General features: G+C 67.7%; 11 protein-coding genes. 7 read left to right on the top strand and 4 right to left on the bottom strand.

All coding sequences use genetic code 11. The features are described 5' to 3' along the window. Positions 1-76 precede the first annotated feature (76 nt). Positions 77-1,222, top strand: coding sequence for an ABC transporter substrate-binding protein (locus VIM12_RS18060; RefSeq protein WP_331943246.1), 1,146 nt, complete (start codon positions 77-79; stop codon positions 1,220-1,222). On the opposite strand, the gene VIM12_RS18055 is transcribed toward VIM12_RS18060, so the two are convergent. Then, positions 1,223-2,830: an AMP-binding protein gene (locus VIM12_RS18055; RefSeq protein ID WP_331943882.1), complete on the bottom strand. Its 1,608-nt coding sequence runs from the start codon at positions 2,828-2,830 to the stop codon at positions 1,223-1,225. A 187-nt stretch (positions 2,831-3,017) separates the two neighbouring features. Between VIM12_RS18055 and VIM12_RS18050 the strand changes: the two genes are divergently transcribed. The 6 genes from VIM12_RS18050 to VIM12_RS18025 all read left to right on the top strand — a co-directional run bounded on the left by VIM12_RS18050 (position 3,018) and on the right by VIM12_RS18025 (position 12,638). Then, positions 3,018-3,743, top strand: a complete 726-nt coding sequence (locus tag VIM12_RS18050) for a TetR/AcrR family transcriptional regulator (RefSeq protein WP_331943245.1) — start codon at positions 3,018-3,020, stop codon at positions 3,741-3,743. Continuing rightward, positions 3,740-4,087, top strand: coding sequence for a hypothetical protein (locus VIM12_RS18045; RefSeq protein ID WP_331943243.1), 348 nt, complete (start codon positions 3,740-3,742; stop codon positions 4,085-4,087). The genes VIM12_RS18050 and VIM12_RS18045 overlap by 4 nt, the downstream gene beginning before the upstream one ends. Further along, positions 4,084-7,386, top strand: coding sequence for an acetyl-CoA carboxylase family protein (locus tag VIM12_RS18040; protein WP_331943241.1), 3,303 nt, complete (start codon positions 4,084-4,086; stop codon positions 7,384-7,386). Before VIM12_RS18045 ends, VIM12_RS18040 begins: the two co-directional genes overlap by 4 nt. A gap of 126 nt (positions 7,387-7,512) precedes the next feature. Next, complete coding sequence (locus VIM12_RS18035; RefSeq protein WP_331943239.1) at positions 7,513-10,635, top strand: bifunctional diguanylate cyclase/phosphodiesterase; 3,123 nt, start codon at positions 7,513-7,515, stop codon at positions 10,633-10,635. 5 nt (positions 10,636-10,640) lie between these two features. Then, positions 10,641-11,201, top strand: a complete 561-nt coding sequence (locus VIM12_RS18030) for a DNA-3-methyladenine glycosylase (protein ID WP_331943237.1) — start codon at positions 10,641-10,643, stop codon at positions 11,199-11,201. 42 nt (positions 11,202-11,243) lie between these two features. Beyond that, positions 11,244-12,638 (top strand): hypothetical protein, encoded by a 1,395-nt coding sequence (locus VIM12_RS18025; protein WP_331943235.1) that lies wholly within the window; start codon positions 11,244-11,246, stop codon positions 12,636-12,638. A gap of 57 nt (positions 12,639-12,695) precedes the next feature. On the opposite strand, the gene VIM12_RS18020 is transcribed toward VIM12_RS18025, so the two are convergent. The 3 genes from VIM12_RS18020 to VIM12_RS18010 all read right to left on the bottom strand — a co-directional run bounded on the left by VIM12_RS18020 (position 12,696) and on the right by VIM12_RS18010 (position 15,131). Continuing rightward, the gene (locus VIM12_RS18020; protein WP_331943233.1) at positions 12,696-13,499 is read right to left on the bottom strand and encodes a hypothetical protein; all 804 of its coding nucleotides are present in this window, start codon (positions 13,497-13,499) and stop codon (positions 12,696-12,698) included. Continuing rightward, positions 13,496-13,696, bottom strand: a complete 201-nt coding sequence (locus VIM12_RS18015) for a hypothetical protein (RefSeq protein WP_331943231.1) — start codon at positions 13,694-13,696, stop codon at positions 13,496-13,498. The genes VIM12_RS18020 and VIM12_RS18015 overlap by 4 nt, the downstream gene beginning before the upstream one ends. Before the next feature lie 94 nt (positions 13,697-13,790). Further along, positions 13,791-15,131 (bottom strand): EAL and HDOD domain-containing protein, encoded by a 1,341-nt coding sequence (locus VIM12_RS18010; protein ID WP_331943229.1) that lies wholly within the window; start codon positions 15,129-15,131, stop codon positions 13,791-13,793. Positions 15,132-15,355 lie beyond the last annotated feature (224 nt).

Here is a 15,355-nt window from a genome sequence, read left to right as displayed (position 1 = left end):
GCGCATCCGCCGGCCGCCAGTACCCACAACAAGACCGAGAACCGGCGCCATACCCATTCACTCTGGAGGAGACACCATGCAATCGCCACTGCGTTATCTGCTGCACCCTGCCCTTGCCATTTCCTTCGTCGCCCTGTGCGCGGCCGGCCAGGTCCGCGCGCAAGCCGCCGCCGACGAGATCCTGTTCGGCAAGACGAGTTCGCTCAGCGGCCCGCTGGCCGAGATCGGCGTCGATGCCACCGCCGCCACCAATGCCTATTTCGCATACATCAACGAGCAGGGCGGCGTGCACGGCCGCAAGCTGCGGCTGCTGACGCTGGACGACAGCTACAGCACGGAGAAAGGCGTCGCCAATGCGAAGCAGCTGATCGAGAAGGAAAAGGCATTCGCGCTGCTGAACATGGCGGGCACGCCGACCAACAAGGCGCTGCTGCCCATCATCGCGGAGGCCGGCATCCCGAGCATCGGCCCGTACACCGGCTCCGACATCGTGCGGACCCCGCACAACCGGCTGATCTTCAACATCCGCGCCGGTTATGCCGACGAACTGGCGAAGATCGTCGAGCACCTCGACATCCGCGGCATTCGCAAGCTCGGCGTGGTGTACCAGAACAATGCCTTCGGCAAGGAGGGCATCGGGCACCTGGAGCGGGCGGCCGGCAACCAGAAGATGGCGGTGCAGGCATCCGTGCCCCTGGAAGCAAGCGGCGCAGACGCGGCGACGGCGGCGCAGGCGATGGCGGCGACGCGGCCGCAGGCGGTGGTGATGATCACCACCGGCAAGTCGACCACGGAGTTCATCAAGGCCTACAACACGATCGCGCCGGGCACGCAGTATTTCACGATATCGGTGATGGGCACCCAGGCATCGGTGCAGGCGCTCGGCAAGGACGGGCCGGGCGTGGTGATATCGCAGGTCGCGCCCTACCCGTTCTCGGCGACCAGCGGCATCGTGCGCGAGTACCAGAAGGTGATGACCAAGATGGGGGTGAAGAACTGGTCGTTCGCCTCGATGGAAGGATTCATTACCGCCAAGGTGGTGGTGGAAGGCTTGCGCCGCGCCGGCAAGAACCCCACGCGGGAGGCCTTCATTGCCGGGCTGGAGTCGATCGGGCGCTGGGACATGGACGGCTACCTGGTCAACTTCTCCCGCACCAACCACAACGGCTCGCGTTACGTGGAGCTGACGGCCATCTCCCGCGACGGCCGCTTCCTGCACTGATCAGTCGTCCTTCAGCAGCCTGCGCAGGACCTTGCCGGCGCCGGTCGCCGGCAGCGCGCTGCGGAAGGCGATCATTCGCGGCACCTTGTACGGCGACATCTGCTCCCGGCTCCAGGCGATGATCTCCTCGGGCGTGACGTCGGCCGCGTCCGGCTTGAGCACCAGGAAGGCCTTGATCACCTCGCCCTTGGTCGCATCCGGCACGCCGATCACCGCGGCCTGGCGCACCGCGGGATGCTTGACCAGGATGGTCTCCACCTCCTCCGGGAACACGCTGTAGCCGGATACCTTGATCATTTCCTTGAAGCGGCCGCTGAAGGTCAGGTAGCCGTCCTCGTCCAGCATCCCCATGTCGCCGGTATGCACCCAGCCGTCCCGCAGCGTGGCGGCGGTCGCGTCCGGCTTGTTCCAGTACCCCTTGAAGTTGCCCGGGCTGCGCAGCGTGATCTCGCCCATCTGCCCGTGCGGCAGCACCGCGCCGCTGTCCTTGTCGACGATCCGGCATTCGACGCCCGGCATCAGCCGACCCTGGGTGCCCCAGCGGATCGCGTCGCGCGGCATGCCGGTGTCGCAGGTGTGGGTCTCGGACAGCCCATAGGCCGCCTCGAAGGTCTGGCAATCGCCGGTGAAGCTGCGCCACTGGGCGGCAAGCGGCTCGGTCAGCGTGATGCCGAAGCTGGTGCAGGGATTGATCTTGAGCGAGGACAGGTCGAAACGGCCGGCGTCCGCCGCCTGCATCGCGGCGACATTCATCGGGGCGATGCTGTACCAGTGGCTGACGCGGTAGCGGTCGATCGCCTGCAGCACCGCCGACGGATCGAAACGATGCAGCAGCACCGCGCTGGCGCCGCTGTAGATCGTGACGTTGATCCCCATGAGCATGCCCGCGATATGGTAGAGCGGCGCGATGGCAAGCGTGACGGTGTCGTTGGCGACTCCGCCCGCGCTGGTCGCGCAGGCGGTCTTGAACAAGGCATTGCGGTAGGTGAGCATGGCGCCCTTGGGCATGCCGGTGGTGCCCGAGGTATAGGTGAGGAGCACCACGTCGTCCATGTCCAGCTGCGGCGCCGGCGGCGCGCCGCGCTCTTCGGCCAGCGCGGCCAGCAGGTCGATGGTCCCCTCCACCCGCTGCTTCGGCGCGCGCACTTCCGGCGGCACGTCGATGGCCGGCTGTTCCGGCAGCAGGTCGCCGTAGCCGGTCAGGAAAACATGCCGCAGCCGGGTATTGGCGCGCACCTCCGCAATGACCGGATACAGGCTGTCGGCGGCGACGATCACCTCGGCACCGAGGTCTGCCACCTGGTATTCGAGCTCATGCTTCCTGAACAACGGGCTGCAGGGGCTGACGGCGGCGCCGAGCTTCTGCACGCCGAAGTGCGCGATCACGTACTGCGGACAGTTGGACAGGAACAGCACGACACGGTCGCCCTTGCGCACGCCGCGTCGCGCCAGCACCGCGGCGCAGCGGTCGCTCAGTTCGTCGAGTTCGCGATAGCTGATCTCGCGTCCGTACCAGTTGTAGGCGGTCTTGCCAGGCTGCCGGCGCGCGTGCTCGCGCAGGTACTCATGCAGGGGCTTCTCTCCCTGCAGCGGGGGAATTGCATTCATCATTGCCGTCTCCGATTTTCTGTGCCGCCGCGATGGCAAAAGTGAGAATGTCGCCGGCGCCGTCAGCCTGCCTTGATTCCGCGCAAACCCGTCCCGTCTCCGGAAAAATGACATACCGGCTGGTATAAAATTCCTACCAGCCGGTATATCCCGGACCATTCCCGCGGGCTTGCCCCTGCGTCCAGCCATGAACAGGAAGACGACCGCCGCCGCCCCGGCGCATGAACGCAAGCGCGAGCAGATCCTGCAGGCGGCAGAAGAGCTTTTCTTCCGCAAGGGCTATGCCGGCACCACCATCGCCGACATCTGCGAACGGCTGGGCGTGACCAAGCCCTACCTCTACTACTACTTCGCCAGCAAGAACGACATCTTCGAGACGCTGTCCTGGCGGGCCTCCCATGCCTGCCTGACCGCGCTGCACTTCGAGGACGACGTGCGCCCGGCGATCGAGAAGCTGCGCGTCGGGCTGCACCGTTTTGCGGCGGCCAACATCACGTACTTCAAGTCGGGCACCTTCGCCTACCGCGAGGCGGGCGCCCTGCAGCCCGCCTTCATGCGCAAGCTGCGCGCGATGGCGCGGCGCTTCTACGAGGACCTGTGCGCGTTGCTGGAGCAGGCGCGGCGCGACGGCGAGCTCGACTTCCACGACGCCAAGCTGACCGGGCTGGCGATCGGCAGCATCGCCGGCTTCATGTACACCTGGTACAAGCCGGGAGGCCGCATCAAGCCGGACGCGATGGTGCAGGAGCTGACCGGCGTCCTGCTGCGGATCGCAGGCGCCGAGACGGCGCCGCGTGCACTGGCGCGCAGGCCCCGCGCCGGCGGCAACCGGGCCGCCGGCAGCGACAACGACAGCAGCGGCAACGACAACATCAGAACCGACAACAGGCCGACCATGAGGAGACAAAGATGAGGAAGACAGCAGCAGGCATTGCCGTCGGCGCCGTATTCGGGGCCGCCGCCACATCCGCCTCGGCAGCGGAAAACGTCAAGGCGACCTTCATCGATCGGCTGAGCGGCCCGATCGCCGACGCTGGCGAACTGATGCCGAGCCAGTCGCTGTGCTCGTTCTCTGCCCCGGCCATCGCACTTGCCGCCGAGGCGCCGGAGCCGCGCATTCTCCGCCGGGCGGCGGAGGTCATGCCCCGGGCGACCGCTTCATCCTGCATCCGGTCGGCAGGGCCAGGGCGCGGCGCCGGGCGCGGCGCGGCGCTTCCGCCCTCCTTCCCCATTCCAACCATCCGCCTTTCAGCATGACCATCACATCCCTGTTGATCGCCAATCGCGGCGAAATCGCCATCCGTATCGCGCGCGCCGCCGCCGACCTGGGTATTCCCAGCACCGCGGTCTATTCCGACGACGACAGCGCATCGCTGCACCTGCGCAAGGCGGACCGCGCGCTGCCGCTGCAAGGACGCGGCGCCGCCGCCTACCTCGACGCCGCGCAGATCGTCGCCCTCGCGCTGGAAACCGGCTGCGACGCCATCCATCCCGGCTACGGCTTTCTCAGCGAGAACGCTGGATTCGCCGCGCTCTGCGCGGCGCACGGCGTCCGGTTCGTCGGGCCGTCACCCGAGGTGTTGCGCCTGTTCGGCGACAAGGCGCAGGCACGGGGACTGGCGCAGCGCGCCGGTGTTCCCGTCCCGCGTGGGATCAACGAGGCGGTCACGCCCGGCCAGGCGGAGGCGTTTCTCGCCTCGCTCGGCGGGGCCGGCATGATGATCAAGGCGATCGCCGGTGGCGGCGGGCGCGGCATGCGTGCGGTGCATCGGCCGGACGAGGTCGCGGCCGCCTATGAACGCTGCCGCTCGGAAGCCCAGGCGGCGTTCGGCGACGGTGCCCTGTATGTGGAGCAGCTGCTGCCCGCTGCCCGCCATGTTGAGGTGCAGGTGCTGGGCGACGGCACGGGCGCCGTCACCCACTGCTGGGAACGCGAATGCACGCTGCAGCGGCGCAACCAGAAACTGGTCGAAGTCGCGCCCAGCCCTTCGCTGCATCCCGCGCTGCGCGAGCGCATCCTGCGGGCGGCGCTGCTGATGGCGCAAGAGGCGCGCTATGCGGGACTCGGCACCTTCGAATTCCTGGTCGACGCCGCGCGCGACGACGCCGATGCAAACTTCTACTTCATCGAGGCCAACCCGCGCCTGCAGGTCGAGCATACGGTTACCGAGCAGGTCACCGGCATCGACCTGGTGCAGGCCCAGTTGCAGATCGCCGGCGGCGCCACGCTGGCGGATCTCGGGCTGGCGCAGCACCAGGTGCCGGCGCCGCGCGGCTTCGCGGTCCAGCTCCGCATCAACATGGAAGGCATGGACGCGCAGGGCAATGCGACGCCGGGCGGCGGCACCATTGCGGCCTACGAGCCACCGTCCGGCCCGGGCGTGCGCGTCGACGGCTATGGCTACACCGGCTACACCAGCAATCCGGGCTTCGACTCCCTGCTGGCGAAGCTGATCGTGTCCAGTCCCTCGCCGCGCTACCAGGATGTGCTGGCACGCGCCTACCGCGCACTGTGCGAATTCCGCATCGACGGCGTCTCGACGAACGCCGGTCTCCTGCAGAACCTGCTGACCCATCCGGACGTCGTCGCCAATCGCATCCATACCCGCTTCGTCGAGGAAGGCATGGAGGCGCTGCTGGCGCCGGGCGCCGCCGTCCTTCCCCGGCTCCATGCGCAGGCGCGTGCGGCCGACGCCGCGGCCGGCCCCGCCACGATTGCAACGCCGCCGGGCAGCGTTGCGCTGCCGGCGCCGATGCAGGGCAGCGTGGTGTCGGTCGACGTGGCGGAAGGCGAGACCGTGCGCGCCGGCCAGCCGGTCGCGGTGCTGGAGGCGATGAAGATGGAGCACGTGGCCCATGCCGAAACCAGCGGCGTGGTGCGCCAGGTGCTGGTGCGCAAGGGCGATGTGCTGGCGCACGGCCAGCCGCTGCTGTTCCTCGAACCGGCAGAAGTGGAGGCCGCCGCGGTCGCCGGCGACAGCGAAGCCGACCCGGACGCGATCCGTGCGGACCTGGCCGAAGCGCGCGAACGCCACGACATCGGCCTCGACAGCCGCCGCCCGGACGCAGTCGCGAAACGGCGCAAGACCGGCCAGCGTACCGCGCGCGAGAATATCGCCGACCTCTGCGACGACGGCAGCTTCATTGAATACGGTGCGCTGGCCGTGGCCGCGCAGCGGCGCCGCCGTTCGCTCGACGAGCTGGTCCGCATGAGCCCCGCCGACGGTCTGGTCGCGGGTATCGGCAGCGTCAACGGCGCGCTGTTCGGCGACGAACAGTCGCGCTGCATGATGCTGTCCTACGACTACACCGTGTTCGCCGGCACCCAGGGCATGATGAACCACAAGAAGACCGACCGCATGTTCCAGCTGGCGGAACAGTGGCGGCTGCCGGTGGTGCTGTTTGCCGAAGGCGGCGGCGGCCGTCCCGGCGACACCGATGCGATGCTGGTGGCGGGCCTGGACTGCATGTCCTTCTTCACCTTCGCCCGGCTAAGCGGCCTGGTGCCGCGCGTCGGCATCGTCTCCGGCCGCTGCTTCGCCGGCAATGCCGCGCTGCTCGGCTGCTGCGACGTGATCATCGCCACCGAGAACGCGACCATCGGCATGGGCGGCCCGGCCATGATCGAGGGCGGCGGTCTCGGCGTGTACGCTCCCGAGGAAGTGGGACCGGTCTCGATGCAGGCGCCCAACGGGGTGATCGACGTCGTGGTGCGCAACGAGGAGGAGGCGGTGCGGGTCGCCAAGCACTACCTGTCCTACTTCCAGGGCAGCGTCACCGCCTGGGATGCGGCGGACCAGCGACGGCTGCGGCAGCTGATCCCGGAAAACCGGCTGCGGGTGTACGACATCCGGACGGTGATCGAGACGCTGGCCGACATCGGCTCGGTGCTGGAGCTGCGACGGGACTTCGGGCGCGGCATCGTCACCGCCCTGATCCGCATCGAAGGCCGTCCTTTTGGCCTGATCGCCAACAATCCGAAGCACCTCGGGGGAGCGATCGACGCCGACGCGGCGGACAAGGCGGCCCGCTTCATGCAACTCTGCGACGGTTTCGGCCTGCCGATGGTGTCCCTGTGCGATACGCCGGGCTTCATGGTGGGGCCGGATGCGGAGCGTACCGCCATGGTCCGCCATGTGTCGCGCATGTTCGTCACTGCCGCCGCCCTCGACGTGCCGCTGTTTACCATCGTGCTGCGCAAGGGCTACGGGCTGGGCGCGCAGGCAATGGCGGGCGGCAGCTTCCATGCGCCTTTCTTCACCGTCGCATGGCCGAGCGGCGAGTTCGGCGCGATGGGCCTGGAAGGGGCCGTGCGGCTGGGTTACCGGAAGGAACTGGAGGCAGTCGCCGATCCGCTGGAGCGGCAGGCCCTGTTCGAGCGCATGGTGGCGGAATCTTACGAAAAGGGGAAGGCGATCAATATGGCCTCTTTCCTGGAGATCGATGATGTGATCGATCCGGAGCAGTCGCGCCAATGGCTGTTGCGGGGCTTGCGCTCGGTACCGCCGGTGACGCCCGGGGAGGGGCGCAAGCGGCGGTTCATCGATACCTGGTAGCCGCCCCGGCCGCCCTGTCCGGCGGCAAGTATCGACGAACGACGCGCCGGTACGGTAGTCAAATGCAATACGCCACGCGTGAGTGGCTGCTTACTGTTGTTCTCCGTCACACATCTTGTCATGGACATGTCTTCGCCGGCAGGCAATCCCCGCGCAGGAGGCCGCGCGCCGCCGTACGCCCGCCTCGCGGCCGGCGTATTCCTGCTGCTGCTGGTGGTGTCGCTGGCGGCCGGCTTCGCCGCCTATCGCCGCCTGGTCCACAACCAGGAAGTGCGCAATGAGGAAATTCTTGCGCGCGTGGCAGAAACCGAGAGCACCGCGTTGTCGAACTGGGTCAGCGAGCGCCTGGCGGACGCCCTCGTATTCAGCAGCGGCCGTTTCCTCGGCGAGACGATGCATGAATGGATTGCGCGCGGCGCGCCGGACGACCTCGCCCGGCAACGGATGCAGGAACAGCTGCGGGCGGTCAAGGCCACCTACAGCTACCTGGAGGCAGCCATCCATGACGTCGACGGCAGCGTGCGCATCACCACCGACGAACGGATCGAAGCGCCGGACTCGGCGACGGCGGAAACCGTGCAGCGGGCCCTCGACAGCAACACGACGGAAATCTCCGGAATCCATCTCAGTCTGCACCGGGGGGCGCCCGTAACGGTAGTCGACATTGCGACCCCGCTGCTGGATACCGCGGCCGGCAGCGAACAGATGCGTTCGGTCCTGGTGCTGCGCGCCAATGCCGCCTTTCACTTCTCGCCGCTGGCCGACCCGTCCGCGCAACTGGCCTCCTCCACGGCTGCCCTGCTGGTCGAGATCCGGGATGGCAACGCCGTGGTGGCCGGCGCCGGCGGGCCGCTGCAGTTCTTCCAGCCCAACGACATCCTGCCGCTGAAGCCGGAGGACTTGCGCGCCCTGGCCGCCGGCCGCAGCCGGCAGTTCACGATGCGGACAGACGACGGCGCCGAACTGTACGCGGTGACGCGCAAGGTCGCAGGCGTGCCGTGGTACCTGGTCACGGCGGTCGACAGCGCAACGGTGCGCGCCGGGACCAGCCGCATCGGCTGGAGCATCGGCGCGATCTGGCTTGCCTCGCTGGCGTTGCTCGGCACCGTCCTGCTGCTGTGGTGGCGCCAGAAGGACGCCCGCTACCGGCTCAGCGCGCTGCAGGCCGCCAGCGAGCACCGGGCATTGCGGCGCCGCTACGACTTCCTGTCGCGCTATGCGAACGACATGATCCTGCTTGCCGACGACGCCCGACGGACGGTGGAAGCCAACGACAGGGCGTGCGAGATGCTCGGACGGCGCCGCGCCGAAATCCTCGGCACGCCGCTGGCCGCGCTGTTTCCGGCCGTCGGCCGCGAGGCGCTCGACAAGGCGCTCGACGGCCTGCAGCCGGGAGGCACCGCAATGTTCGAACTGGACCTCCGGCGTGGCAGCGCGCCGCGGGAACTCGACGTCAGCGCGCGCGCGATCAACATGGACGGCAGGCAGATCATCCAGCTGATCTGTCGCGACATCACCGAACGCAAGCAGGCGGAAGCCGCCCTGCGGGCCAGCGAGGAACGGTTGAACGGCATACTGGCGTCGATCGTGGACGTCGTCTGGTCGTTCTCCCCCGACCTGAGCCGGCTCAACTACATCAATGCGTCGGTGGAGCAGGTGTTCGGGCTGCCTCCCGCTGCCTTTCTCGAGCGGCCGCAACTCTGGCTGGAGTCGGTCTTTCCCGAGGACCGGCCCGACGTCGAGGCGCGACTGCGGGGCCTGTGCCCGGAGAACCAGACCTGCGACTCGGAATACCGGATCCGGCGCGGCGACGGCCGCGTGCGCTGGCTGCACTGCCGGGGCCGGATGGTGTACGACGAGAACGGCCGACCGCTGCGTTTCGACGGCGTCAGCACGGACGTCACCGTACGCAAGTGCGCCGAACAGCAGGTGCAGACCCTGGCCTACTACGACAGCGTGACCAGCCTGCCCAACCGCCAGCTCCTCAACGACCGCCTGGCCCAGGCGCTGCCGGTTGCGCAGCGCGTCGGCACCCGCGTCGCACTGCTGTTCATGGATCTCGACAACTTCAAGAACATCAACGACTCGCTTGGCCACCATGTCGGCGACCTGCTGCTGCGCGAGATCGCGCAGCGGCTGAAGGACTGCGTGCGCGAGGAGGACACGGTGGCGCGCATCGGCGGCGACGAATTCCTGGTGGTGCTGCCCGACCTGGAACGCGGCGGGCAGGCCGCCAACGTCGCCGAGAAGATCCTGGCCGCTACCGCCCGTCCCTACCGGCTGCAGGACAACGAGATCCACACGACGATCAGCATCGGCATCAGCGTCTTTCCCGATGATGCGAAGGAAGCGGCAGAACTGATCCGGCACGCCGATTCCGCGATGTATGAGGCCAAGAGCCACGGCCGCGCCAACTTCCAGTTCTTCACCGAAGAACTAAATTTCCAGATCACCCGCAGCACGGAGATCGAGCGTCAGCTGCGCCACGCGCTCGATAGCGGCGAGCTCAGCCTCTGGTACCAGCCGCAGATCGACGCCCGGAGCGGCCTGGTGATCGGCGCCGAGGCCCTGTTGCGGTGGCAGCGGCCGGACGGGCGTTTCCTGTCTCCCCTGGAGTTCATCCCGGTGGCGGAGGAGCGCGGCCTGATCAACCGCATCGGCGAATGGGCGATGCGGGAAGCCTGCGGCCAGTGCCGCAGCTGGCAGCTGCAGGGCCTGCGCCCGGTACCAGTGGCGGTCAACGTGTCTCCGATCCAGTTCCAGCAGAAAGGGTTCGCCAGCCAGGTCACCGACATCCTCGCCGAGACGCGCCTCGACGCCACGCTGCTCGAGCTGGAGATCACCGAAAGCGCCATCATGCGGCGGGCGCCGCTGGTGGCCGAGCTGGCGATGCGGCTGCGCGAGGTGGGCGTCGGCATCAGCATCGACGATTTCGGCACCGGCTACTCCAGCCTCAGCTACCTGAAGCAGATCCCGATCGACAAGATCAAGATCGACCGGTCCTTCATCGCCGACATGCTCGTCGATGATGACGACGACGCCATCACCAATGCCATCGTCAACCTCGCGCACAGCCTGAAGCTGCGGGTGATCGCCGAGGGCGTTGAATCCCATGCGCAGATCGAGCGGCTGCGCAGCTTCGGCTGCGACGAGGTGCAGGGACACTACTTCAGCGCGGCGGTCCCCGCAGCCGCATTCCGGGGCTTCCTCGCCGACGGCAGGTTGCTGCAGGGCAGCCGGGCGTACTGACGCGGATGACGGCAAACCTGAAACTTCCCCGCAGTTTCTACGATCGCGACACGGAGACGGTCGCACGCGACCTGCTCGGCAAGCACCTGGTCCGCGTGGACGGCGCGCGGCGTATGCGCGGTCGCATCGTCGAGGTCGAGGCATACGTCGGCGCGCACGACCTTGCCGCCCATTCCTCCAAGGGCGTCACGCCGCGCACGAGGGTGATGTACGGGCCGCCTGGCCATGCCTATGTCTACCTGATCTACGGGATCCATCACTGCCTGAACGTCGTCACCGAAGCCGAAGGCAACGGTGCTGCTGTCCTGATCCGCGCGCTGGAGCCCGTGACGGGGATCGGCGGCAACACCCGTGGCCCGGGACTGCTGTGCCGCGCGCTCGGAATTGACCGACGACTGAACGGCGAGGATCTGCTGGGGAATGAACTCTTCATTGAAGACGCCGGCGAGGAACTGCGGGACCGTGTCGTGGCGGCGCCGAGGGTGGGAGTGGCATATGCAGGCGACTGGGCGGGGATGCCGCTGCGCTTCTACCTCCAGGAAAACGGCTGGGTGTCGCGCAAGTAGCTTGCACCTGCTTCCCTGTTTCCACACGCGGGCAATGGAACCTTGCATCGTCAGGCTCCACTCATGGCGGTCCATACAACACCGCAAGTAAAAATGCCCGCAACCTACCTCCATCCGGCCAGTTTCTCGTCGTCGCACAGCGGCTTGCCGGCGATTCCCGAAGCGGAGGAAACGCCGCAGACGTCGGCGCCGCGCCAGGCCGGGACACACACGCCGGGGCCGCACGCGCGAGCGGGGGCGCGGACCCGCGCGCTTCGCAACATCGCCGGCCAGGATTGGCCTGGCGCGACGGCCGGCACTCGCCTGTCCTCCGCTGCCACGCAAGGACGAGCGGACGATCCGGATCCAGGCGTCGCGCTCCTGCAGACGCGGATCGCTGGCCTGGAGAAGCGGATCGCTGGCTTGAACAAGGCGATTGCCGATTTTACGTCGCCCAGGCCGAAGAGCGTGACGGTAGCCGCGACGATGCGGGCGCCAACGCCCGGGAACAGCGCATCGATGTTGCGCGCGGCGGAAGAGCACATCGAAGATCTATCGCATGACAATGCCTGCCTCCGCCAGTTGCTGACCAACCTTGGACCGGTGGGCGCCGACGCCGACGAACGCGCGCGGCAGGCCTGGGACGGTCTCAAGTCCGTCCGGGAAAAACATGCCGGCGCGTTGAATGCGCTCAATGAACACATCTCCAGGCTGACCGGGGAGATACAGGCGCTGGAGGAACGGCTCCGGACGTGCGAGGGCGATCTTGCTGCCGCCCGGAGCGACAAGGCACTGGCAAAAGTGCTTCATACGCTGCAGCTGGGCGAAGTACAAGGAGAGCGGGCGTCGGCGGAAGCAGAGGTTGTCAACCTTCGGCAGTCGCTGGCAAAGGTGAAGGACGACGCAGCATGGCTCGACGCGGAGCTAAGCGCCTCGGCGGATCGCTACGCTCACCTGCATGACTTCGCGGCGACCCTCGGCCAAAGAGCGACCGAGATCCAGGGAGAGGGGGCGAAGCTGCAACGCGTGCTGGAAGACCTGAACGAACGGTATGGGAAGCTGCACGAAGCGCACGCCGCGCTCACCGCCGAGCATGGAGGACTAATTGACGAACGTGACGAACTCAAGGTGGCTGAGGCGTCCGCGGCAGAGGAGATCGATGACCTGAAACGGCAAATCGATGCTGTTCTCGAACGCAATGACCGATTGGAGAGCAAGTTGGCCGCGCTCGCCTGCCACACGCTGGCCGACGGCCAAGCGAACACGGCACTCGCGACCCGCAACAGCGCACTGGAGAAACTGATCCCGGCACTACAGGCACAGCGTAACGCCGTCGCCGCGGACCGGGACCAGAAGGCGGCGGAGAATGACAGGCTCACGGCGGAGAATGCCAGGCTTGCACAGCAGGTCGCCGACCTCGAGCGTTTGCTGGCCGCTCAAGATTCACCTGCCCGGTGATTTACCCGGCGCGCATGTGCCGACATGGCGCCATCCGCTTCTTCCGCACGGGCCGCTTCATCTGGTGTCCGGCACATGCACGGACGCCTGCTCGACCTCGACCACCCGCCGGCCTCCCAGCATCCCCACCACATCCTCGGCGGTCGCCTCCACATACTCGAGCAGCCGCTTTCTCACCGGTGCCAGTTCCGTTTCAGTCATCGCGTACAGGTTGGCGGGGCGGCGAAAACCGTGCAGTTCGGCAGCCGGCATCCGCAAGGTGCTGCGCAGGGGCTGCGCTGCGCCCAGATCGCCAGGGGGATCGAGCAGGTAGACATGCCAGTCGAAGCCGGCGACGGCGCGGAAGCTGGTAGCGTTGCCGACGCTGCGGCTGTACAGTCCCGGCCCCTCGGCCAGATGCTCGTCGCAGGGGCCGTCCGCGCAATCGAGCGCAGCGAGGGTGCGCGCATCCCTGACCAGCACCACGGCGCGCACGCCCTGCTGGCGCAACTGTTCCGCGATCGGGCCCGCCGGCGGCGCCCATTGACTGCCCGAGGGAGCGACGACGCCGTCGAGCTCGCCATGCCGCATGCCCTGCGCCTCCAGGTCGACCACGGTGAAGCCCGCCACCGTCAACTGCCGGCGGATCACCTCGGTGACGGCCGCGTCGAGTTGCCAGGCGTAGGGGTAGGCATGCGCGGAACGCACGGTGGCCCCGGCGTCGGTGTGATAGTGGGTATGCACCGGCGCGTCCGTCGTCTCGACCAGCAGCCCAATCCTGTCCCCGGGGTGCATCGTGAATGGCGGCCCCTCCCGCGTGCCGGCGCAGGCAGCCAGCAGCAGCATCGGCAGCAGGCGCAGCAGGCCTGCCAAGGGCTTCATTGCTCGCGCCGGACGTCCAGACCGGCCGGTTGGGTGACGTTCTGGTTCTCCAGCCCTTTGGACGGCGTGCGGGCCGGCGACGGATGGGCGTTCTCTTCCGGCAGGGGTGGATCGGCTGCGGTGATGTTGAGGTCGGCAAGTCCCTTGCCTCCCTTGCCGGCACCCTCGCCGGGCTGCTGCTTCTCGGTCGTTGTCATCGGCATCCTCCACGCAGGCGCATTCTTCCGGTAGGACGGGGCAATGCCGCATTAGTTCGCCGCCGGCGAGCCGCGACGGCGGCCGGATCTGCTGTCAGCGCAGTTCGCGGTTGACCTGGTCGCTCCATTCGTAGGCGGCCAGCTGGAGCAGGTAGAAATCCCTCGAAGACAACCTGAGTCCGCGGAGCGTGGCAAGCAGCATCTCCGGCTGATGCTGCCGTTCCGCATGCTCGGCAAGCGTGAGCAGCCGGCCGAAATAGCCCTGCCGGCACTGCAGCGCCCCCTGCACCTCGTCGCCGACCGGCAGCTGTCGCAGGAGTTCGTCCATCGGCATGCCGAACAGCGTATCCATCAGCGACATGATGCCGACGGTGAACGCGGTATCGGCAATGCTCCGGTTGCCCGGCATGAGCTTTTGCGCCACCAGCTCCATCAGCCGGCCCCGCACCGCGGCCAGCGAACTCAGCGCAAGGTTCGATGCAGCCTGGCCGCCGCCGTCCGCATACAGCAGCACCTGCAGCCAGCGCTGCAACTGGTTGCGGCCCAGCACCATGACGGCCTGCCGCAGGGAGTCGATGCGGTGGGTGCTGCACGCCGGCGTGTTGGCCAGTCGCAGCAGGTTGAGTCCGAGCGCGACATCGGCCTTGATGCGGTGCTCGACGGCGGTGTCGCTTGCGTCCGACGCCAGCAGCGACAGCAGTTCCACGATTGCCTGCTGGGACGGCGACAGCCTCCTGCCCGGCAGGACTTGTGGCGCGGTGAAGTAGTAGCCCTGGAAATAGTCGAAGCCGAGCTCGGCGCACAGCTGGAACCGGGCGAGCGTTTCGACCCCCGCCGCATACATCCGCTTGCCCTGTCCCCGGTAGTGGTTGCAGGCAGCCCGCAGCGTCTCGGCGTCCATGCCGGTGACGTCGATGCGGATGCCCTGCACCAGCGGCAGCAGGGCGTCCAGGCCGGACATCCCCGCCGGACGCAGGCCGAAGCGATACCCGGCGGCCGCCAGTTGCGCGCAGCGCACCACGGTGGCGTCGGACAGCGGCACGTGCGGCGCCAGTTCGAGGATCACCCGGTTGAAAGGCAATTGCTGCACGCTGTCGCCCAGCAGCGCCTCCTCGTCGATATGAAGAATCCCTGCCAGGTCGCCCAGTATGCGAAGCAGACCGTGACGGGCGACGTCCTCGATCACCGGCGCATGCGCAGGCCGGTCGGCGCCAGCAGGGGCGGCACGCGTGCCGCCGGTCCCGTGGGCATCGTCATCACTGTCGGCATCGCTGGCTTCGTCGCCGGCGCTCGTCCCGGCGTTGCCGACGCGGCCAAACAACAGTTCATGCGCCACCGGCCGGTGCGACCGGTCGAGGACCGGGTGTCGGGCCATGAAGAACGCGCTCGCGAGCGGTATCCGGTACGCGCTGTTAAACGTGATGCTGACGCTCATCGTCTCCTCCCGTACCGGGCGCGACGCCCTGTGGTGGAATTTCTTGTATTCAACAAGATACGCTTGCGCGCCTGGCTTGCCAAGACTTGTCGCAGGCACGCCTTGCAGCTTGTCATCCCGCCAACTTCCCGCTTCTGGCGCGCTTTTCAATCCAAAAGCCGGCCACCCTCTACCGATGACCTGCCGCTGCTGCTAGCATGATCCCTTTTCTTGCAGGCAATATC

Source organism: Noviherbaspirillum sp. (assembly GCF_036563305.1).
In the GTDB taxonomy this organism is placed as follows: domain Bacteria; phylum Pseudomonadota; class Gammaproteobacteria; order Burkholderiales; family Burkholderiaceae_D; genus Noviherbaspirillum.
The sequence above is the reverse complement of the archived record's forward strand: the minus strand, read 5'-3'. Positions and strand labels throughout refer to the sequence as shown.

What these genes read in the sequence shown, in the direction of transcription:
- VIM12_RS18060 (WP_331943246.1), top strand. Translation starts at nt 77, where the DNA reads ATGCAATCGCCACTGCGTTATCTGCTGCACCCTGCCCTTGCCATTTCC.
- VIM12_RS18055 (WP_331943882.1), bottom strand. Translation starts at nt 2,830, where the DNA reads ATGAATGCAATTCCCCCGCTGCAGGGAGAGAAGCCCCTGCATGAGTAC.
- VIM12_RS18050 (WP_331943245.1), top strand. Translation starts at nt 3,018, where the DNA reads ATGAACAGGAAGACGACCGCCGCCGCCCCGGCGCATGAACGCAAGCGC.
- VIM12_RS18045 (WP_331943243.1), top strand. Translation starts at nt 3,740, where the DNA reads ATGAGGAAGACAGCAGCAGGCATTGCCGTCGGCGCCGTATTCGGGGCC.
- VIM12_RS18040 (WP_331943241.1), top strand. Translation starts at nt 4,084, where the DNA reads ATGACCATCACATCCCTGTTGATCGCCAATCGCGGCGAAATCGCCATC.
- VIM12_RS18035 (WP_331943239.1), top strand. Translation starts at nt 7,513, where the DNA reads ATGTCTTCGCCGGCAGGCAATCCCCGCGCAGGAGGCCGCGCGCCGCCG.
- VIM12_RS18030 (WP_331943237.1), top strand. Translation starts at nt 10,641, where the DNA reads ATGACGGCAAACCTGAAACTTCCCCGCAGTTTCTACGATCGCGACACG.
- VIM12_RS18020 (WP_331943233.1), bottom strand. Translation starts at nt 13,499, where the DNA reads ATGAAGCCCTTGGCAGGCCTGCTGCGCCTGCTGCCGATGCTGCTGCTG.
- VIM12_RS18015 (WP_331943231.1), bottom strand. Translation starts at nt 13,696, where the DNA reads ATGACAACGACCGAGAAGCAGCAGCCCGGCGAGGGTGCCGGCAAGGGA.
- VIM12_RS18010 (WP_331943229.1), bottom strand. Translation starts at nt 15,131, where the DNA reads ATGAGCGTCAGCATCACGTTTAACAGCGCGTACCGGATACCGCTCGCG.